The sequence below is a fragment of the Pseudidiomarina tainanensis genome (genome assembly GCF_004214835.1).
In the GTDB taxonomy this organism is placed as follows: Bacteria; Pseudomonadota; Gammaproteobacteria; order Enterobacterales; family Alteromonadaceae; genus Pseudidiomarina; species Pseudidiomarina tainanensis.
Genome location: NZ_PIQJ01000001.1, coordinates 949,189 through 968,966, shown reverse-complemented (window position 1 = coordinate 968,966; position 19,778 = coordinate 949,189). Strand labels below are relative to the sequence as shown.

Sequence of the window (19,778 nt, the reverse complement as noted above, 5' to 3'; positions counted from 1 at the left end):
AACTTGAATAACACTACAGTTCATCGGTTGTTTCACAGCGCTAAAAATTCGATAATAGGCACTATTCAATGTAATGGGACGGATTTTCGCATGGGTGACTACTTGCTACTGTTGGTGGCAACGGTACTAGTCAACAATTTCGTGTTGGTTAAATTCCTTGGGCTGTGCCCGTTTATGGGGGTTTCTAACAAGCTAGAAACTGCCATCGGCATGTCTGCGGCAACCACCTTTGTACTGACCTTAGCGTCGGTTTCAAGCTATTTGGTGAACCAATACATTTTGGCGCCGCTGGATTTAATGGCGTTGCAAACGTTGAGCTTTATTCTGGTGATTGCCGTGGTGGTCCAATTCACCGAAATGGTCGTGCATAAAACGAGCCCTACTTTATATCGCTTGCTCGGTATTTTCTTACCGCTCATCACCACCAACTGTGCGGTACTCGGTGTCGCGTTGTTGAATATCAACGAGCAACACAACTTTATTGAATCCATTGTGTATGGATTTGGCGCTGCGGTCGGTTTCTCATTAGTCCTTATTTTATTCTCCGCATTACGCGAGCGGCTCGCTGCTGCAGATGTGCCAATCCCGTTCAAAGGCGCCGCAGTGGCCATGATCACCGCCGGCCTTATGTCATTAGCCTTTATGGGCTTTAGCGGCTTGGTGACCACCTCATGACCGTGGTAACCGCACTCATTGTATTGGGCGTTCTGGCGCTCATTTTCGGCTTAATCCTTGGCTTCGCAGCAGTTCGCTTCCGCGTTGAAAGTGACCCGATCGTGGATCAAATTGATGCGATTCTGCCACAAACCCAGTGTGGTCAATGTGGCTACCCCGGTTGTCGCCCGTATGCCGAAGCCATTGCCAATGGCGACGAAATTAATAAATGCCCCCCAGGCGGTCAATCAACGATTAATGCGCTTGCCGATTTGATGGGCGTTGAAGCAAAACCGCTGGATTCAGCTCATGGCGAAGAAGACGTGAAAAAAGTCGCGGTCATTCGTGAAGATGAATGTATCGGTTGCACCAAATGTATTCAGGCGTGTCCAGTGGACGCCATTTTAGGCGCCGCAAAACAAATGCACACCGTGATTGCTCATGAGTGCACCGGCTGTGACCTTTGTGTCGAGCCTTGCCCGGTGGATTGTATCGACATGGTTCCGGTACCAGTGCGTCCGGATAATTGGCAGTGGGATCTGAAGCAGATTCCGGTTCGCGTGGTAGATGCAGTGGAGTCGTCAAACTAATGTCAGCAGCAACCAAAGCCATTGAAGCCGGCCACATCTGGACCTTTCCAGGCGGTATTCACCCGCCTGAGCGCAAAGAGATATCGAACCAGACGCCAATCGCACCATTGCCATTGGCGCAACAATACACGATCCCGGTGAAGCAGCACTCAGGTGCGCCCGGCGAAGTACTCGTGCAGGTCGGCGATAAAGTAAAAGCTGGCCAAGCCCTGACCCAAGTGGGTGCGAATAACGGCTTACCAGTGCATGCGCCAACCTCAGGCACGGTTACCGCCATCGGTCCCGGCATGATTGCGCATCCGTCTGGACTTACCGACACTGTCATAACCATTGAAGCCGATGGCAATGATGAGCATGTAGCGTTCGAACCACTGGCCAATTACACCGAAATCAGCCGCGCCGAGTTGCTCGAGCGCATTAAAACGGCAGGTATCGCCGGCTTAGGTGGCGCAGGCTTTCCAACCGCACAGAAGCTTGCTCTACAGCGGCCGTTGGATTACTTAATTATTAACGGCGTTGAGTGCGAACCCTATATCAGCGCCGATGACCGCTTAATGCGTGAGCATGCGCAAACCATCATTGATGGCACCGAGATACTCTTGCATATTGCCGGCTGTGAAAAAGCACTCATTGCTATTGAAGCGAATAAGCCAGAAGCCATTGCCGCATTTGAAGCCTTACTCGATAAACATCCGCAACTCTCATTGCGTGTGGTTCCGGTAAAATATCCATCAGGTGGTGAGAAGCAGTTAATTCAGTTGCTCACTGGGCGCCAAGTACCCAGCCGTGGGTTGCCAATTGATGTTGGCTTGGTGATGCAGAACGTGGGCACCGCCTACGCCGTCGCACAAGCGACTTTGCAAGGCAAACCGTTGTTGGAGCGCGTGGTCACGGTAACCGGCGAAAACGTTGCGAAACCTGGTAATTACTGGGTTCGTATCGGCACCCCTGTTGCCTATTTGCTGGAGCAGTGCGGCTTCAAACCAGAGCCAGAGCAACGCGTAATTATGGGTGGCCCAATGATGGGCTTTACCCTCGCTGATCTGTCGGTGCCGGTGGTCAAAATCACCAACTGTATTCTTGTGCCAAGCAGCCAAGAGCTTGCACCAGCGCAAGACGAAATGGCCTGTATTCGTTGTGGCGCCTGCGCTGACGTCTGTCCTGCCCAGCTGTTGCCACAGCAATTGCAGTGGCTCGCCAAAGCCAAAGATTACGACGGTTTGGAACAGCAAAACCTATTCGATTGCATTGAATGCGGCGCTTGCGCGTATGTCTGCCCAAGTGAAATTCCGCTGGTGCATTACTATCGCAAAGCCAAAGCGGAAGTACGCAACATTGCCCGTGAAAAGGCCAAGGCTGAAGTGGCACGTGAGCGTTTTGAAGCGCGCCAAGAGCGCCTTGAACGCGAAAAACAAGAGCGTCTTGAGCGTCATCGCAAAGCCGCCGAAGCACGGAAAAAAGCGCAAGCGGAAGCTGTCGCCCAAGGCGGTGATAACCCACAAGATGCCGTGCAAGCAGCCATTGCTCGCGCCAAAGCCCGTAAAGCAGCGCAAGCCGCCGCGGCGGAACAACAAAATAAAGATGGTGACGACGCATGACGTTTAAAATAGCAGCTTCACCCCACGCTCATCAGCGCCGCACCACGCAGCAAGTCATGCGTTGGGTCTATTTAGCGTTGATTCCGGGTGTGTTAGCACAAACCTACTTTTTCGGGTTTGGGGTATATGTTCAATTGGCGCTGGCATTATTAACCGCATGGGCAGCAGAAGGCATCGCTATGCGCCTGCGAGGCCGTCCAGTTGCACATGCATGGCAAGATCACACCGCTATCGTCACGGCGGTATTACTCGCCATCAGTATCCCTGCCCTAGCGCCCTGGTGGATTATCGTCATGGGCACTGCCTTTGCCATTATTGTCGTGAAGCATGTGTATGGCGGTGTTGGCCAAAATCTCTTTAACCCAGCGATGGCCGGCTATGTACTGTTGCTAATTTCGTTCCCAGTGCAAATGACCAGTTGGCCAATCCCGAATGAACTTGCTCAATTGCAAGTGAGTATCAGCGATACCGTGAGCCTCATTTTTAGTGGTTTCACCCAAGCCGGTTACAACCTTGAGCAACTGCGCATGGGCGCCGATGGCATCACGATGGCGACGCCGTTAGATAGCCTGCGCAATGACCTCAATCATCAAATGACCCTGAGCGAAGCGTTGAGCAAGCCGATTTTCGGCGAGCTTGGCGGCATTGGTTGGGCGTGGATCAACATCGCGTTTTTACTCGGTGGTTTGGTGCTGATTAAACAAAAGATTATTAGCTGGCATATTCCCGGCGGCTTTTTAGTGGGCTTGTTAGTGCCTGCGGCCATCTATTGGCTGTTTAACCCGGATCAAGCCATCACCCCGATGCTTCATGCGCTAAGCGGAGCGACCATGCTCGGCGCCTTCTTTATTGCAACGGATCCGGTTACCGCTGCCACGTCTAATAAAGGCCGTTGGTTGTTTGGTTTGCTCGTCGGTTTCTTAGTCTTCGTGATTCGCACTTGGGGTGGTTATCCAGACGCCGTGGCTTTTGCGGTGTTGTTGGCGAATATGACCGTGCCGGTGATTGATAAATACACCCAGCCCGTTGCCTACGGCCATGGAGGTCGCTCATGATTATTAAAAGTATGGGCCGCAATGGTTTGATCTTGGCAGGCTTTGCTATCGTCGCGACATTTTTAGTCATTGTCACCTCGTTGGTGACCAAAGAGCCAATTTCGCGTCAGCAAGAACAAGAATTATTGCGCGTTCTCAACCAGATCATTCCACCTGAGCAGCACGATAACGACCTGTATCAGAGTTGTACGATCATCAATAACGCTGAACTCGGCTCAACCCCACGTCGTGTATACCGAGCATACGTGAACAACCAACCAACTGCCGTTGCGGTAGAAGTCACCGCTCCTAATGGCTATAGCGGTGCGATTCACTTGCTTGTTGCGCTGAATGCAGATGCCTCAGTCGCCGGTGTGCGTACGTTACAACATCAAGAAACACCGGGGCTTGGCGATAAAATCGAAATTCGCAAAAGCGACTGGATCGCCAGCTTTAATGGCCAGCGCGTCAATGGCGAAGACGATCCGCGCTGGGCGGTGAAACGCGATGGCGGCATGTTTGATCAGTTCACCGGCGCAACCATTACACCACGTGCCGTGGTACAAGCGGTGAAACGTGCGGCTTTGGTATTTGAAAATAACCAGCAGGAATGGTTTAGCGCACCTGCAAACTGTTATGGCGAAAGCTCAGGAGCACAATCATGAGCAACGAAGTAAACACCTACAAAGAACTCACGTGGCAAGGCTTGTGGAATAACAACCCTGCCCTTGTGCAGCTATTAGGTTTATGCCCACTCTTAGCGGTGACCGCCACGGTAACGAACGCCCTTGGTTTGGGGTTAGCCACCTTATTGGTGCTGGTTGGCTCGAATATTACCGTCAGTTTGGTACGTGAATTTGTGCCAAAAGAAATCCGAATTCCGGTATTTGTCATGGTGATTGCGACCTTCGTGACCGTGATTCAGTTACTCATGAACGCTTACGTGTACGGCTTATATCAAGCGCTAGGTATCTTTATTCCGCTGATTGTGACCAACTGCGCCATTATCGGTCGCGCCGAAGCCTATGCTTCGAAAAACCCATGGCATCATGCGGCATTTGATGGTTTGATGATGGGCTTAGGATTTACCCTCGTATTGGTGCTACTAGGCGGCATTCGCGAGATTTTAGGCAACGGTACCCTATTTGATGGCGCCAACTTATTGCTCGGAGAATGGGCGGCAGATCTTCGCGTTGAATTATTCAGCGTGGATTACCCACTGTTGCTCGCCATATTACCGCCGGGCGCATTTATTGTGATGGGCTTTATTATTGCCGGTAAAAACTGGATTGATAATTACCGTGCAGCCCATGCGGAGAAACCAGAAAGACACGTGACACGCGCTCGTGTAACGTCACAATAGAGCTATGAATAAACAAAAACGCGTTGAAATATTAGAGCGCCTGCGCGCCAATAATCCGAACCCAACCACTGAGTTGGAATACAACTCAACCTTTGAGTTGCTGATTGCCGTGTTGTTGTCTGCGCAAGCCACCGATGTTGGCGTGAATAAAGCGACACGGAAATTATTTCCCGCAGCTCCAACACCACAAGCAATGCTTGATTTAGGCGTGGATGGCGTCAAAGAACACATCAAAACTATCGGTTTATTTAACGCGAAAGCCGAAAATGTCATTAAAACCTGTGAGATTTTGGTGAATCATTATGAAGGCGAAGTGCCCGAAGACCGGGCTGCCCTCGAAGCACTACCGGGCGTGGGACGCAAAACGGCAAATGTGGTGTTGAACACCGCCTTCGGTTGGCCAACCATCGCCGTCGATACCCATATTTTTCGCGTCGCAAACCGAACCAAGTTTGCCCCAGGTAAAACCGTTCGTGCCGTTGAAGACCGCTTAGAAAAGGTGATTCCAACCGAGTTCAAAGTGGACGCGCACCACTGGTTCATTCTGCATGGTCGCTACACCTGCATTGCGCGCAAACCGCGCTGTGGCAGCTGTATCATCGAAGATCTGTGCGAATTTAAAGACAAAACATCTGATTAATAGGAGCACCACATGCGTTTACTACACACCATGTTACGCGTTGGCGATATGCAGCGTTCAATTGACTTTTACACCAAAGCATTGGGCATGAAATTGCTCCGTACCGCCGACAACGAAGAGTACAAGTACTCGCTCGCTTTTGTCGGATATGGTGACGAAGTCGATCACACCGTATTAGAACTCACCTACAACTGGGGTGTCAGCGAATACGAACACGGCGGCGCCTTTGGTCATATCGCGATTGGTGTGCAAGATATTTACGCCACTTGCGACAAGCTCAAAGAAGCCGGTGCTGACGTGTATCGTGAGCCAGGCCCAGTCAAAGGCGGCAAAACCATTATCGCTTTTGTGCGTGACCCTGACGGTTACGCGATTGAGTTGATTGAACGTAGCGCAAAGAATCCTGGGGATTTATGAGTAACGACAACGCCAATGCGTTAATGCAACAGCGCTTTCGCGGCTACATGCCGGTGGTGATTGATGTTGAAACCGCCGGCTTTAACGCGAAAACCGATGCGCTATTAGAAATTGCCGCCGTCACCTTGAAGTTCAATGACGACGGCTTATTGGTGCCCGACCAAACCTTGCATTATCACATTGAGCCTTTTGAAGGCGCGAACATTGAGCAAGCAGCCATTGATTTCAATGGCATTGACCCGCACTCGCCCCTGCGTGGCGCAGTAGAAGAAGGTCCGGCACTCAAAGAAATGTTCAAACCGATTCGCAAAGCGCAAAAAGAAGCGGGCTGCCAACGCTGCATTTTAGTCGGCCACAACGCCACTTTTGATCACGGCTTTGTGATGGCAGCCGCCGAACGCGCTAACCTCAAGCGCAACCCATTTCACCCATTTGTGACCTTCGACACCGCAGCCCTCGCCGCCGTGTTCCTTGGCCAAACGGTGTTAATTAAAGCCTGCCAAGCGGCCGGTATTGAGTTCGACAACAAGCAAGCACACTCGGCGGTCTACGACACAAAGCGCACCGCTGAACTGTTTTGCTACATGGTCAACCGCTACCAAACCCTCGGCGGCTGGCCCCTGTAGCCCGGCGTTCCACGCCGGGTAGCGCAAAGCGCTGTAATTGCCGAATTCAACCACAGTGCTCGCAGCGAATAACGAATAACGACCTTAACGAGACGACCATGAAAACTAAACTACTCACAACCCTAGCCCTAACCGCATTGGCTGCACCAACCGCCAACGCGAAAATATTCTGGCAAGACATCAGCGCCACTTACTTAAACGGCTCCAACTACGAAGTTGGCGACAGCGACCGCCAAGTGTTCACCTTTGAACATGCCGGTGGCTACAGCTGGGGCGACTCGTTCTTATTTGTAGACCGGTTGAAATCAGACGACGGCTTCACTGAAACGTACGCAGAAATCTCACCACGTTTTAAAGTGTATGACTTCGCCGAAGACAGTTTGGTGAAAGCGGCGTACGTAGCCACCACGTGGGAAGTAGGTGATGGTTTTGATAACTACCTCGTGGGCGTAGGTACTGACCTCAATGTCACCGGTTTTGATTACTTACAACTCAACGCGTATCGTCGTAGCAACGAATTTTATGAAAGTAACTATCAGCTCACCGCCGTTTGGGGCGTGCCATTTGCTGAGAACTTCTACTACGACGGTTTCTTAGATTGGTCATCGGCTAGCGAAGGTCATGCCGCTGAAATGAACTTCACTTCACAGCTGAAGTACAACATTGGCCCGATGATTGGCTACAGCAGCCGTTTCTACGTGGGCGTTGAGTACGCGCACTGGAATAATAAATTCGGCATTGACGGCGTGAACGAACGTAACCTAAATTTATTGGTGAAAGTTCACCTGTAACACCGAATTAAAATAATAAAAAAGGACGCACACATGGCTTGGCAACAACGAATTCCTCATCTGCTCGCAGTAATCATTGTTGCCACCATGGTGTGGTCATTTATCAATCCGTACGACATGCGCGTATGGTGGGCCGAAATGACGCCTATTTTGGCCATTTTTATCGGCCTTGTTGCCACCTTTCGCAAATTTCAGTTCAGTAATACCAGTTACGTGCTCATGAGTGTGTTGTTGATTATGCACACCATTGGTGCCCATTACACCTTTGCCCGCGTGCCCTTCGAATGGGTGACCGAACTGTTTGATTTTGAGCGCAATCATTACGACCGCATCGCGCATTTCAGCGTCGGCTTTTATGCCTATGCCGCCGCCGAATTGCTGGTTCGTAACAAATGGGCGCGCCCCGTGACAGCGATGTTCTTTGGCTTATTCTTCATCATGGCAATCGCAGCAAGCTACGAGATCATTGAATGGCAATTCGCAGTGATTGAAGGTGGCGATGCCGGTATAGAGTTCCTTGGCTCGCAAGGCGACGAGTGGGATGCGCAACAAGACATGCTAGCCGATACGCTCGGCGCACTGGCAGCATTGGTGCTGTTTTGGTTCTCTAAATACCGCCGCCAAAGTTAGCTTCTAAAGGGCTTACTCACCAATATCTTCGTTCCAGAGCTCGGGATTATTCGCAATGAACGAATTCATCAGCTCAATGCAGGTTGGGTCTTGGAGGACATCTACCTTGATACCAGCTTGGCGCAGGCGCTCTTCAGCACCCATAAAGGTTTGGTTTTCACCGACAACCACGTGTGGAATGCCATATAGCTCAATCGCACCCGAGCACATACAGCACGGCGATAGCGTCGTGTAAATGGTGCACTCGCGGTAAACCTTCGCCGGCTGACGCCCAGCGTTTTCAAACGCATCCATTTCACCATGCAAAATAGGACTGCCGCTTTGTACCCGACGGTTATGCCCACGCCCAATAATCTTGCCATCGTGCACAATCACCGAACCAATCGGCACACCGCCCTCTTCCATTCCCTTTTTGGCTTCCTCAATGGCTGCCTGCATAAATTTATCCATTTGTTATTCTCATTTTTGGTTTGAATCTTAAAACTGCTATGCTCAAGTCATTCCAACAATAAAAACTTCAAGGAAGATAGTCTATGAAAACTTTGCATATCGTTGCGGTATTCATCGTGACATTATTCACTGCGGCACCGCTTGCAGCCGAAGAATCGTCTAAAGAAGAGTTATCGAAAGAAGAATATTTAAAGGAAGTGAATAAGGCGTTTAGTCGGATATACGAAGCAACCAATGGCAAAACGTTAAGTGCTCAACTCGTCGCACTAGAGGCGCTTTCTGTTGAATACAAAGATAATCGACCCGTGTTTGATTTGCTGCTGCAAGAGCGCGGCACCGCCTATTCATTGATGGGCAAGCACCAACAGGCCTTATACGCATTTGATCAACATGATCCGAATCCCGATGAATTAAACACTGAAGTCAAAAACTTAGAAATACGCGATGCTGTGACAGCTATTGCTGAAGCAGCAGATAGCTACCAAGTTGTCATGATTAACGAAGCTCACCACGTTCCTCAGCACCGCGTTTTAACCTATCGATTATTAGAACACTTATGGGACCAAGGTTTTCGGTATTTTGCGTTAGAAGCTCTCTCGCCGGATGCCGAAAACGAGATCCCCGATGATTATGTTCACAAGCGAGCCGGTTTCTACACCGAAGAGCCGCTTTTTGCGAATTTACTGCACTACGCCCGTCAACTTGGATTCCAACTTGTATCCTACGATTACGGCTCGGAAATCGGCACCGGAACCGAGGCGCGTGAACGTAGCGCTGTGAAGAATCTGCGCGAGAAAGTATTCAATGACGAGCCCGATGCCAAAATGCTGATTCATGTGGGATATAGTCATATCAACGAAGATAGCTGGCTCGCTCACTATTTAAAGGAAGCGACAAAGATTGACCCACTGACAATCAATCAAACTGACTTCACCGAGCGAAGCCACGTCAAACATGAGCCAAAAAGTTACACGTGGCTCATCGAGAACCATGATTTCAATAAACCTGTTGCACTTACCAAACCGGACGGCTCTTATTGGTCACCGACTCCAGAAGAATACGATATGACGGTCATCTGGCCACGCACGCAATACCGCTTAAACCGCCCCCATTGGGCTAGTTTGGGGCGAGAGTTGATGCCCGTAGATATTTCGTGGTGCGAGCAACACTTCCCTTGCACCGTCGAGGTTTACCGCGTGGGCAATGAAGACGAAGTGCCCTCCGACCGTATCGTCATCACCGAGCCAACTGCGCAAACCGGTATTTTCGTCTCGGAGTCGAGCCGAATGATCAAAGTTACCGACACCGAAGGTAAGCTAATACAAACCGAGACGCTTCCATTTCAGGAGCCTACGCCATGACACACGAAAAAATTAACTATGTGGAATTACCTGCCCGCGATATCGAAGGCACGAAAGCTTTTTTTAGTAAAGCCTTCGGCTGGACATTTGTTGATTACGGGCCGGACTACGCCGCTATAGAAAACGCCGGTCTAGACGGTGGCTTTTTTCGCTCCGACTTAGTGGCATTGACAAGTGCTGGGAGTGCGTTGGTTATTCTTTACAGCAATGCGCTAGAAACGAGCCAATCGAAGGTTGAGGATGCTGGCGGGCAGATCATCAAACCCATATTCAGCTTCCCTGGCGGGCGCCGCTTTCACTTCACCTGTCCTAGTGGCAATGAGTATGCGGTTTGGTCTGATGTCGCGTGATCAGTTGGTGAAGTCAATCTTTCCGAAGTTTGAGATTGACTTCATTTAGTTAACTTGTTCTTATTCGAAACTTAATTTGAAGTTTTAATAAGGACATTAAATGTTATTAACTAAAAAAATTGCTCAACTAGTAGCAATCTCATCGCTCGTTATCTCTCCTTTAGCCGTTGCCAATGAAGACGCTGCACCCAGTTTCGACCTTGTCGGCGCAAGCTATGTAAATTACGACATTCTCGACGAGTCGCTCGCTGGTTTCGGGCTTCACGTTGAAAAGTCGTTTAATGAGCACGTATTCTTCAGCGCCAAACATACGGATGTATCCGAGGAATTTTCTTCCGTCACAAACCAAGGGACATTCAACACCGAACTTTCGGCGTTGTTGACTCACGGTAATCTCGGCTACAAATTTTTCAACAATGGCTCGACCGTCGTGTACGGCAGTGTCGGGTATACACGCATGAAAATTTCCGCTAGTGCAAGCGATTCTTCTGGCGTTTCATTCGGCGAAGTCAGTGAGGGTGAATCCGGCGTAAACGCACAGCTAGGCATGCGTTCACGTTTTGCCTCAAACGTAGAGTTTGACCTCGCAGTCCGTCACATCGACATTGCGGATGAAACCGATCAGGAAGTGAGCCTTCTCGCCCGTTATTACGGACAACAGAACTTAAGCTTTTTCGCTGGCTACAGCCGCTTAGATAGCGAATCGAGCAGCTTTAATCTTGGTGTGAGTTACCATTTCTAAATTTTGAAAAGCCTCAGCGTATTTTCGCCGAGGCTCTCTTTAAACCTGCGGGATTTTCAATTCGGTTATTTGCGAGAAAGGTCTGCTTTGTGCCAGAAGCGGACGTTGGCGCCGCCAGCACGCGCAACTTTGTAGTGTAGGCGCAGCCGCAACGAAAAAGCCGTCGCCGTGCCTGGCCTTGTTAACTGTGTATGGCACGCTGCTTTGCATCCCTTTCTCTATCACTATCCTCGACTGCATTAACCGAATTGATTTTAGCTTCGATATAGCCCGATGGAAGCGATGCCTCGGCTGCGCCTACTAGGACGTGATTTACATACCAAGAATATGGTTTTAAGTTCTCATCTATATTCGTAGCAATGTAGGTTGTCGCCACTATTGATGAGTCGTCATGAGCTCTGACCGTCACTTCCTTTTCAGCGTACCCGTACCCAAGCCCCTCTGCCTTGTCTAAAGCAGACTTCTCGTTTGGATCAATTTTGAACAAGACGCCATATATAATATCCCCGGAATCTGAGGTGAAATAAGCGTCACATTTTCCTGATCCATCCTTGCTCGACTTGTGAAACCTCAAATCGTGACCGGCGAGAACGAAACAACCAACAGCTTCTGCACTTGGAACTCGTTCTCTTAATCGAGAAAGTGACATATTCGATCCGTACGCGAAGTAATGCATTATTTTCCTAAACAGTTAACGCTGAGCTTTGCGGCAATTTTGGAGCCGCGAAGCGGTGGAAAAATTGTCCGGCTACAGCGACTGGTTATGAAGCGTTTTCCTCAGTCTGCCCGTTTGACGCCCCATTACTCCACCTCATTATTTCTATCTCCACGCGGGATCGAAGATCAGAGGCAACTGTTTCTGGGTGCGCTGAAATCAAATCAAAAGTGTCCTTCTCTTCTGGCTTTGCTTTGCTGAAGTCCAGGGGAACGCCATGAAAGAGAAAGTCTCTCAGGATTCCTGCTCCTAGGACCACATCATAATCATACTTTCGCCCCCCTAAAGAAACCTGCCCGGTGCGCCCTTTCTCTAAGCCCAGTAACTGCCGCACTGCGTCCCTGGCACCCTGACCCTTCTTAATTTTGTATGCCAAAGCCTCGAGACATGAAAAATACCTAGCGATTTGGAACCGAACATTCTTCTCATGGTTTGCATCGTGCACCATGGACAAAACAAATGAGAAATGTTCATCGCAATCGGCACACTTCAGGATTGACGTTATTGATCGGAGAAAGTCTTCGTCTGTATTCCCAAAACCTAGCCTTGTCCGTTTCCTGTTGTTGGGAGGTAATAAACGAAAATAAGATTCGCTTTTCTCCGGTCCGAGAGTCACGTAACCAAACGGTTCAACGTGGTTGCCAGTAGCCCAAGACACAAGAGCCCTCAATCGTTCCAGCCTGTCTTGCACGGAGGCTTCAGCAGCCTCAGGGCCTTTCCACTCGTCGAGGGCAATAACAATAGCTATGCAGGGGTTAGCGTCATTGCCTTGTCCAATCAACTGCTGGACCCCAGCAGCCTCAACGCCCGCGCCACATTCCTTTGCATACATAGCTAACCACTTAGCGGGTGTCTCAAAACCCAAAGGCTGCAAAGGGGCGAACGCCTCAGAATCTGACATCTTCACCGGAGCTTGGAGGTAGCAGCCATAGCAGAGTAGGTGAACACTTGGCCTCTTCTGAATAAAATCCTTCAAGTTACCATCCCTGTTGGATATTGGTTGCCTTCATAACGCCCCGCTTAGGGGAAATAACACGTGGGTAAAATTGGAGCGAAGCGACTGAGCCCACGTGTTATTGTCCCAGGGAGCTTGCGACCGACTACAGCAGTTTGTTAGCTTTCTGCCGATTCAACCTTATAAACTAAGTATCGTTTCAATACACCTTTTGCTGAAGTTACACGCTTCACGTTTAACTTAATTTTACCGCCATTACCGTTTTGCGCATGATGCATTGACCACGTGAGCAGTTGTTTTTGAGCAGAAGTAACTTCATCTTCTAATTTAAAGGATACAGTTCGTTCCAACTCATCATCATAAAACCTGCCAAAAGGGGATAATATATTGTAACGAGTTACATTTCCGACAATTCCGGTTTCCAAATTTGGGTTGGTTCTAATAGAAACACTCTTAAGTGTCTGAGCATCGAGCCTAATAACATTACCGACTTGTTGCCTCTTTATGACTATGGCCATATCTTCACATTGCTTAATTGGTTTATGTGCCTGCTCTAAGGGTATTTCTAAGGCTTCTTCCATTTCGCCTATAAATGGTTCAATTCGTTCATCAAGTCTTTTAACATGCGGAGTTTCAGGAGAGTAATCTAGTTCTAACGTTTTGGACCATGTCCATTTGAGTAAGTCATAGAATACGTTTGCGACGATGCTAGTGCCGATAGAGGTAGCAATTGGATGCTCAACTGCAATAGCGATTAGTTCCTCAAAGCTACCTTTTCGTGATGGATGAATATAAATTTTTGCACCACTCACCTTGTTACCGTGCTTTTTTACTTCTCCTTCGTTCAGCAACGCATGTGTTGTAATTGACAGAGCTTTTGCAAAACCTTGGAGTGATACAGAAGCATCATACATATCTAGTCGGCCATCGTTAGCATCACCATGGTGGTACGAGATTTTGAACTTTATTATCTTAGGGGAAGCCATGATTACTCCTTGTGGCAAATATTCCTAGTTTGAAAGCTAACATTTATATATTGTGCGTGCGCACTTCATAACTAGTTCAATTGATAGGCGCTGACTCTCACGTTACTGAGCTAACCAAGCTTCCGACCTTGAAACGCTCTTAATGAGCAAAAGCAATTTGAGCATGCTCAGTTACACTTCAACGAGCGCACAATATCTAACCTTTATTTTTTTGTTATATCATTGACAGTAAACGACTTAAATAAACAACACAACAACAAAACGCGCAACATTGCCGAAGTTAACGTGCCGTGACTCATTTTCATCACACACACATACTAGCGAGGGGACGGCAGTCATTCGTTGAAGCAGACCGAAAAGCCAAAAGGTCAGCAATTCGCTCAAAGCTGACGGTCCGGTTAGTGCCTGGTGCCGCTTATACTGTTAATGAACACTTTACGAATCCGCTTTAATTTAGTTTTTTTAATGCTTCAGTCACACATCTATTGACGTTCAACAAGTCTGATTCCGATTGTATGGAAATATAGTCACAACCTTTGTAAACCAAATGCATGTAGTTAGCAGTCAGTTCAAATGGCTCCGCAAAACACCGACGTAATTCAATGTCGAAGCCCGTTGACAAGACTGAACATGACTTGCCTTTTAGTTGCCGACCAAGCTCTTTGTTCACAGTTAAAAGATCTGACAAACGATCGAAGAACGTCTTTAGTTGTGCTGACATTGAATACCAATAAACGGGTGAGGAAAACACTAGATGGTCAAATTTAACCAGTTCACGAATAAGTGGTAAAAAGTCATCGTCTTTATTTTCGTGCGTATAATCGTAAGCTGATATTTCGTAATCCGCTAAGTTAAAGAAGGCAGCATTGGTTTGCTCTACAAATTTATCAGTGAGGTGTCGAGTATTTCCGTCTGAACGCGAACTTCCTAGTATGACCGCTATCTTCATTAAAGCCCCTATTGCGTTACACTCTTAATAACTCTCGTTAATAAGTGCCAAAATAAGATTGGGAAAACCTGATACTAGACGACGCATTTGTCTGCTGCAAATCTATTGAAACGGCTTGAGTTTTAGTATGCAATGAAAAAAACTCCCGCTTTTCGCTCGAAGCCGATATGAGTTCGGTGTAACTAGCAAACACGTTCAAAAATAAGCTGGCAACGATATTTTTTACTCAATCGGTAAATAAATATCGGTAATCATTTCGTTCTCTGGAACGTCGGGGAAGAAGCTGACTCGCTCGAAATAAATAGGAAAGTCTCGTAACTCAGCGCCAGTATTTGTTAGCCATGTGGTGTAAAGGAAACTCACGATTTCACCGATCGAGTCATCGCTACCCATATGCCGAACAACCGCGCATCGTCCAGCTGGAATCACTTTGTTGACTATACCGAAGTCATTAGCGGCTATCGGTGTATCAACAGAGCAAGCGATATCGAAGCGATAGTCTTCGGGTGCAGTAACATTCGGATCGTCGTATACCAAATTAAACGTCTTACTTTTACTTGGCGGTAGGTTATTACGCTTTCGCCACTCAATAAATTTTTGAATCGAGTGTCCCACCAAATTCGGTGCCCCCCGATGTTCCATCACCGCGATTAGAGTTTCGGGGAACGCTTTTACTTCAACGTTAAAATTCGTATCACCACTCATCATATCCTTCCTTAGCTGTAATATCGGTTCGTATTTGAGGTGCCAAGGATCCCAATTAGGCTCTTTTCTGAATTCGGACGGACTTTGCTCAAAATATTTTTTAAATATCCGAGAAAACGCTTCGTGACTCTCGTAGCCATTCGCTAACGCAATATCCAGAACTTTCTCATGCTTTCTGTAGGCTAGCTGATATGCCGCTCTTTTAAGCCGTAGCAATCGAATCAGCCTAATAACCGACACGCCTATAAATGCCGAGCACTGCCTGTGAAAATGATACTTCGATAAATACGCAAGCTTGCACAACGTATCAACATCAAGCTCTGAATCTAGATTCGCCTCGATATGATTGATAACTTTCTCGAACCGGCCTTGGTAGTCAGACATAAAAGTAACTCTCCTTAGCGGTTCAATCCTAAAACCGAATCAAAGACCGATCTTGATTAAAATTGCTCAATTCTGTCCGACAACCTGACACTCATTTACAGCCGCAAGCCCCAAATCAATATGTGCAACAATATAACCGTACTGCTTGGCAGAAATTAAACCTTCGTCATATTGAGCTTCTGCGAGGTCATGATCCCAAGCTCGTCCGCATGGTGCCTCTGGAATTGATGTGTCGAGCGTTAGAAGATATTGGTAATCATCATCCAGTTGATGTCCCTTACTAACCACACTTTTAGCGCAGTAACTTAATGCATATTCCACAGCGAACTTATCAACGCTGGGCAATCCGACAAACTCGACGTCACAACCCAGTACACGATTACCCGATTGGTCGGTGTAATACAGTTGCCCCGTGGTGCAAGCTGAAATGAAAAGTGTTGCTATGAAAGTTAGTACAAATTTATAAATCAAAATCAAATCCCTTGTTAGTTATCATCAACATCACGCAACAACTCAATCACCGCATGTGCAGAATTCGTTCGACCTTTTTGACGCCATCGTAATCGCTCTCTTGCCTCTGGGCGAAGCCTAAACTTCGATTTCTTCACTTATATCCTGGCGTTATAACGACCATTCCAGCTCCATTTATGTCTTTTACCGACTGCAATATTGGCATAAGAACATCGATGAAATGGGTAATAATCGGATCTTTAATCACTTGTTCTAAAAAATTTATCTCTGCGTAAAGTTCTAGGATATTAATTCTGTCGAGTACCATTTCACTATTAGGCCGCAGTAACTTCATTGTTTGGAAGTCATAAGCACGGCCTAAGTGATAGAGTCGATACATTATTGGAATGGGTATTTCTATCGGTTCGCCAATTTTTTCGCGTTGAGTATTATCGACAAATTGAATGAGTGTTTTATCTGCCTTCTCATACTTGCTTAGCTCTAACATATTGTTCCATGCGTTGAATCTAGACATAGTTTATTCCCTTTAAATGTAAATACTTTCAACGAAATACATGAGTCCGAGTGTCGCACCAATTATCAAAACATTGATTGAAGCTCTTATAGGCCACCCGAAAGAGCCATAAGAAATATTAAATTTATTCGATGCAACAACGATTAATCCCATCATGCCAAACCATGGTGTAAAAAAGAAAATCGGCTGGGATTTAACGAATGAAACGGCTAAGTCATGAAGTGCGCCACTAACTAAAAATGTCAGAAAAATAGCTATCCATGCTGGTAGAAAACGATTCAGCGGCTTCATCACATTGCGTGATAAGTAATATCCCCAAATCGGATTCCAGTATTGCCAAAAGATTGGAAATGACTTCGCACCTAACGATCGCGATAACATATTTCTCATCGAGCCACTTGCACCTAACAGAACACCATTTCTTTTTTTAACGTAGCTCGATAATGACAGTGTTTTTCGCATGTTTAATCGCTATTTCGGTAATTTATTAAACGTTGGCAAACTCTCAAGTTCGTTATCCCAGCTCGCTTTGCTTGCGATAAATAGGTGGGCATTTGGCACCTTGGAAATCTCTGTATCCAAGCTCCCAGCAGGAACAACGAGCAAGCCCTCAATCGCAGTACTTGGCAACGCAGAGCCGCACGTTTTGCAAAAGCATTTGTTGTGGCGTGTACCGGCAAGTGTAAATGATGTGATGTTGTCAGCGCCTGCCCGCCAAATTAACTCGGCCGATTGAGAGAACAAATTGGCGGCATGCGCCGAACCCGTGTCTTTTTGACAGTGATGACAGTGGCACAGATAGAAGCTATCAAACTCGCCTTTTATCTCAAATTTCACGTCACCACAAAGGCAAGATCCCACGTAATCACTCATTTCGCATCCCCTTGCAAGCTTGGCTTCTATAACCAGCGCCAGAATTGATCAGCATAAACAATAAAGTACATCACTGCGGCAATATTTAATAGAACGGTGAAGTAAAAGCCGACGCGAAAAGATGTTTTGCGGGTTTTATGGCGGAACTGCTGTTGAGCAATTAAAGCACCCGGCCAGCCGCCTAATACAGACAACCAATGTAAGACTTTTTCTGGCGTACGCTGGTTGCTTTGTTGTGCGGCGCGCTTGTCGAGCGCATAAAGCAGATAGGTCACGGCACTCAAAAGTGCAAAAGCCCAAGATACTTCAACCGGTAAATTAGTCATGAGGCTGGCGTATCCAACGCCACCAATATAGCCAAAGGCGATCATCAAAATTGGAAACATCAACCAATCGATGCTTTCTCGAACATAGGCCACGCCCGTTGCTCTACACTTGCCATCAGGTTGCTGCTGCAATTTAAAGGTAACTTCGTCACCGACTTTTGGCTTGCGACGTCGATTTTCAAATTCTTTAATATGCGCAAATGTTTGCTGCTGTGAGCTTGCCATTTGCACAAATCCGAAGCCTTTGTCCTCATTCCATTTCACCAAAACGCCATTGTGTCGCATGCCTTTATGTCCTTATATCGAAACACTCTGCGGATAATCTTTTCGCAATATTACATTTGGGTATCACAAATATCGACGGCGAAACTCAGCTTTACGTTGTTCTTGCGTTCCCTTAGATAACCCTTTGCAACGGTGTGCCGCATGAGCGTCCCATCCCCAAGGCCAGCGTTTAAATTCATGTTCATGACAAGCCGGGCAAACCTTTTTATATTCGTCTAAATTTACATGTGTTTTGAGTAGCTTTCGAGATGGCACCCAAACCGCATCCTGCTTTTCAACATCACCGAACACTTCTAACTCATTACCACGCAAGCTGGCGACCCAGGCGGCACTATAAGCATCGACTTGATCATGCATACTGCCGGCGCTAATTTTCTTTAATACCTTCCAATCTTTCGGCGTTGATGGCCAGCCGGTGTAACGGGCTATCGCTTCCAATTGTAATTTCGGAACGCCTTTACCTGTTTTATGCGGCGCATTTGGTATTAATCGACGGATGTTTGCTTGCGGAAACACCTCTAAAATCGGTGCGAGTTTCGCTAACTCTCGTGCAATCTCAAATCCCGCAAGCATCCATAACTGCATCGCATGCGGAACACGAGCTACCTCCCCACCACGCGACAGATGGTGACGCACTTTGCTGATTATTTCATCAAATTCAGGCTTTGAAGGCGTTTTGTAGCAACGAATGCCTGCTTGGTTGAGTTCGCGTTCAGCAATTCGATAATCTAACGCTTCTGCGCGCGGTCGCAACGGCGAGTCAATGGCAATGCGCTCAGGTTTCACATCATAGAAGTGACAAACATCCGTAATGTATTCACGTATCTGCTGTGCGTAGGCTAGGTTGTATTCGTGCTCAACAACGAGCTTATTGCCATGCCCATACGGCGCCGCAAATGGCAGTTCTTTCACGGGCAACGGAATCAACCGCCCTTCCCGCTTTTCCGCAAATACAATCGGAATGCGCTTCTTCACCGCACAAGAAACATCAACCCCGATATATATAGATTTGGTACCCATTAACGATTCACTTGCTTCGTTTCAATGTTAACCACTTTGTTTGCTGCAAACTGAACCGTGAGATAGTAATCACCACCGATATCACCTTGAACAATGTAAGACCATGATTGAACAGTGCGTCCACCACGACCATATCCATCATTGACACCTATTGAGTCTATGCTGGTATATTCCGGCGAACCTATCTTATTAATTACTTCAATTTTCGACATGCCACACCTAATCAATTCACCACCGGATATACGAAAAGAGCATGCTTCAACTGTTGAAGAATAAAAAACTGCAAAGGCGAAAAATAGAACAAAAATATATTTCATTACGTCATCTCCCTATAAATTCCATTCCATAA

27 protein-coding genes are annotated in these 19,778 nt (G+C 47.4%); 14 read left to right on the top strand and 13 right to left on the bottom strand.

Annotated elements, in window-relative coordinates; translation table 11 throughout:
• Positions 1 to 90: 90 nt before the first annotated feature.
• The 11 genes from rsxA to CWI82_RS04690 all read left to right on the top strand — a co-directional run bounded on the left by rsxA (position 91) and on the right by CWI82_RS04690 (position 8,343).
• A complete protein-coding gene (rsxA, locus tag CWI82_RS04740; RefSeq protein WP_092855427.1) occupies positions 91 to 675 on the top strand; it encodes an electron transport complex subunit RsxA in 585 nt (194 codons plus the stop codon).
• Positions 672 to 1,244: an electron transport complex subunit RsxB gene (rsxB, locus tag CWI82_RS04735; RefSeq protein WP_092855429.1), complete on the top strand. Its 573-nt coding sequence runs from the start codon at positions 672 to 674 to the stop codon at positions 1,242 to 1,244. Before rsxA ends, rsxB begins: the two co-directional genes overlap by 4 nt.
• Entirely contained in the window at positions 1,244 to 2,842 is a 1,599-nt protein-coding gene (rsxC, locus tag CWI82_RS04730) for an electron transport complex subunit RsxC (protein WP_092855431.1), read from the top strand. Before rsxB ends, rsxC begins: the two co-directional genes overlap by 1 nt.
• Entirely contained in the window at positions 2,839 to 3,897 is a 1,059-nt protein-coding gene (gene rsxD / locus CWI82_RS04725; RefSeq protein WP_130202820.1) for an electron transport complex subunit RsxD, read from the top strand. The genes rsxC and rsxD overlap by 4 nt, the downstream gene beginning before the upstream one ends.
• Positions 3,894 to 4,541: an electron transport complex subunit RsxG gene (gene rsxG / locus CWI82_RS04720; protein ID WP_092855436.1), complete on the top strand. Its 648-nt coding sequence runs from the start codon at positions 3,894 to 3,896 to the stop codon at positions 4,539 to 4,541. Before rsxD ends, rsxG begins: the two co-directional genes overlap by 4 nt.
• A complete protein-coding gene (locus CWI82_RS04715; RefSeq protein WP_130202819.1) occupies positions 4,538 to 5,239 on the top strand; it encodes an electron transport complex subunit E in 702 nt (233 codons plus the stop codon). The genes rsxG and CWI82_RS04715 overlap by 4 nt, the downstream gene beginning before the upstream one ends.
• A gap of 4 nt (positions 5,240 to 5,243) precedes the next feature.
• A complete protein-coding gene (gene nth / locus CWI82_RS04710; RefSeq protein ID WP_130202818.1) occupies positions 5,244 to 5,879 on the top strand; it encodes an endonuclease III in 636 nt (211 codons plus the stop codon).
• Between the two features lie 12 nt (positions 5,880 to 5,891).
• Positions 5,892 to 6,296, top strand: a complete 405-nt coding sequence (gloA, locus tag CWI82_RS04705) for a lactoylglutathione lyase (protein ID WP_092855441.1) — start codon at positions 5,892 to 5,894, stop codon at positions 6,294 to 6,296.
• Entirely contained in the window at positions 6,293 to 6,922 is a 630-nt protein-coding gene (rnt, locus tag CWI82_RS04700) for a ribonuclease T (RefSeq protein ID WP_130202817.1), read from the top strand. The genes gloA and rnt overlap by 4 nt, the downstream gene beginning before the upstream one ends.
• A 98-nt stretch (positions 6,923 to 7,020) precedes the next feature.
• Complete coding sequence (locus CWI82_RS04695) at positions 7,021 to 7,713, top strand: DUF5020 family protein (RefSeq protein WP_130202816.1); 693 nt, start codon at positions 7,021 to 7,023, stop codon at positions 7,711 to 7,713.
• A 33-nt stretch (positions 7,714 to 7,746) separates the two neighbouring features.
• The gene (locus CWI82_RS04690; protein ID WP_130202815.1) at positions 7,747 to 8,343 is read left to right on the top strand and encodes a DUF2238 domain-containing protein; all 597 of its coding nucleotides are present in this window, start codon (positions 7,747 to 7,749) and stop codon (positions 8,341 to 8,343) included.
• A gap of 12 nt (positions 8,344 to 8,355) precedes the next feature.
• Here CWI82_RS04690 and CWI82_RS04685 read toward each other — a convergent pair whose 3' ends face one another.
• Complete coding sequence (locus tag CWI82_RS04685; RefSeq protein WP_130202814.1) at positions 8,356 to 8,793, bottom strand: nucleoside deaminase; 438 nt, start codon at positions 8,791 to 8,793, stop codon at positions 8,356 to 8,358.
• Positions 8,794 to 8,876: 83 nt separating this feature from the next.
• Here CWI82_RS04685 and CWI82_RS04680 point away from each other — a divergent pair, with 83 nt between their 5' ends.
• From CWI82_RS04680 to CWI82_RS04670, 3 genes are all read left to right on the top strand, one after another.
• Positions 8,877 to 10,154 carry a hypothetical protein gene (locus CWI82_RS04680; RefSeq protein WP_130202813.1) on the top strand — a complete coding sequence of 426 codons (1,278 nt, stop codon included), beginning with the start codon at positions 8,877 to 8,879 and terminating at the stop codon, positions 10,152 to 10,154.
• Positions 10,151 to 10,504: a VOC family protein gene (locus tag CWI82_RS04675; protein WP_130202812.1), complete on the top strand. Its 354-nt coding sequence runs from the start codon at positions 10,151 to 10,153 to the stop codon at positions 10,502 to 10,504. Before CWI82_RS04680 ends, CWI82_RS04675 begins: the two co-directional genes overlap by 4 nt.
• Before the next feature lie 100 nt (positions 10,505 to 10,604).
• A complete protein-coding gene (locus CWI82_RS04670; RefSeq protein WP_130202811.1) occupies positions 10,605 to 11,246 on the top strand; it encodes an outer membrane beta-barrel protein in 642 nt (213 codons plus the stop codon).
• Positions 11,247 to 11,427: 181 nt separating this feature from the next.
• Here CWI82_RS04670 and CWI82_RS04665 read toward each other — a convergent pair whose 3' ends face one another.
• The 12 genes from CWI82_RS04665 to CWI82_RS04610 all read right to left on the bottom strand — a co-directional run bounded on the left by CWI82_RS04665 (position 11,428) and on the right by CWI82_RS04610 (position 19,746).
• Positions 11,428 to 11,922, bottom strand: a complete 495-nt coding sequence (locus CWI82_RS04665) for a gamma-glutamylcyclotransferase family protein (protein ID WP_130202810.1) — start codon at positions 11,920 to 11,922, stop codon at positions 11,428 to 11,430.
• Between the two features lie 85 nt (positions 11,923 to 12,007).
• Positions 12,008 to 12,862 carry a hypothetical protein gene (locus CWI82_RS04660; RefSeq protein ID WP_130202809.1) on the bottom strand — a complete coding sequence of 285 codons (855 nt, stop codon included), beginning with the start codon at positions 12,860 to 12,862 and terminating at the stop codon, positions 12,008 to 12,010.
• Between the two features lie 212 nt (positions 12,863 to 13,074).
• Positions 13,075 to 13,902: a DUF7946 domain-containing protein gene (locus CWI82_RS04655; protein WP_130202808.1), complete on the bottom strand. Its 828-nt coding sequence runs from the start codon at positions 13,900 to 13,902 to the stop codon at positions 13,075 to 13,077.
• Between the two features lie 448 nt (positions 13,903 to 14,350).
• A complete protein-coding gene (locus tag CWI82_RS04650) occupies positions 14,351 to 14,851 on the bottom strand; it encodes a flavodoxin family protein (RefSeq protein ID WP_130202807.1) in 501 nt (166 codons plus the stop codon).
• Between the two features lie 222 nt (positions 14,852 to 15,073).
• Positions 15,074 to 15,940, bottom strand: coding sequence for an AraC family transcriptional regulator (locus CWI82_RS04645; protein WP_130202806.1), 867 nt, complete (start codon positions 15,938 to 15,940; stop codon positions 15,074 to 15,076).
• Positions 15,941 to 16,006: 66 nt separating this feature from the next.
• Positions 16,007 to 16,411 carry a hypothetical protein gene (locus tag CWI82_RS04640; RefSeq protein WP_130202805.1) on the bottom strand — a complete coding sequence of 135 codons (405 nt, stop codon included), beginning with the start codon at positions 16,409 to 16,411 and terminating at the stop codon, positions 16,007 to 16,009.
• Positions 16,412 to 16,544: 133 nt separating this feature from the next.
• Complete coding sequence (locus CWI82_RS04635) at positions 16,545 to 16,925, bottom strand: hypothetical protein (protein ID WP_130202804.1); 381 nt, start codon at positions 16,923 to 16,925, stop codon at positions 16,545 to 16,547.
• 12 nt (positions 16,926 to 16,937) lie between these two features.
• A complete protein-coding gene (locus tag CWI82_RS04630; protein WP_130202803.1) occupies positions 16,938 to 17,387 on the bottom strand; it encodes an acyltransferase in 450 nt (149 codons plus the stop codon).
• Positions 17,388 to 17,396: 9 nt separating this feature from the next.
• On the bottom strand, positions 17,397 to 17,798 hold the full coding sequence (locus CWI82_RS04625) for a GFA family protein (protein ID WP_130202802.1): 402 nt from the start codon (positions 17,796 to 17,798) through the stop codon (positions 17,397 to 17,399).
• 26 nt (positions 17,799 to 17,824) lie between these two features.
• Complete coding sequence (locus tag CWI82_RS04620) at positions 17,825 to 18,409, bottom strand: cold shock and DUF1294 domain-containing protein (RefSeq protein WP_130202801.1); 585 nt, start codon at positions 18,407 to 18,409, stop codon at positions 17,825 to 17,827.
• Between the two features lie 63 nt (positions 18,410 to 18,472).
• Entirely contained in the window at positions 18,473 to 19,429 is a 957-nt protein-coding gene (locus tag CWI82_RS04615; protein WP_130202800.1) for a DUF429 domain-containing protein, read from the bottom strand.
• Positions 19,429 to 19,746 (bottom strand): DUF2845 domain-containing protein, encoded by a 318-nt coding sequence (locus tag CWI82_RS04610; RefSeq protein WP_130202799.1) that lies wholly within the window; start codon positions 19,744 to 19,746, stop codon positions 19,429 to 19,431. The genes CWI82_RS04615 and CWI82_RS04610 overlap by 1 nt, the downstream gene beginning before the upstream one ends.
• Positions 19,747 to 19,778: the final 32 nt, after the last annotated feature.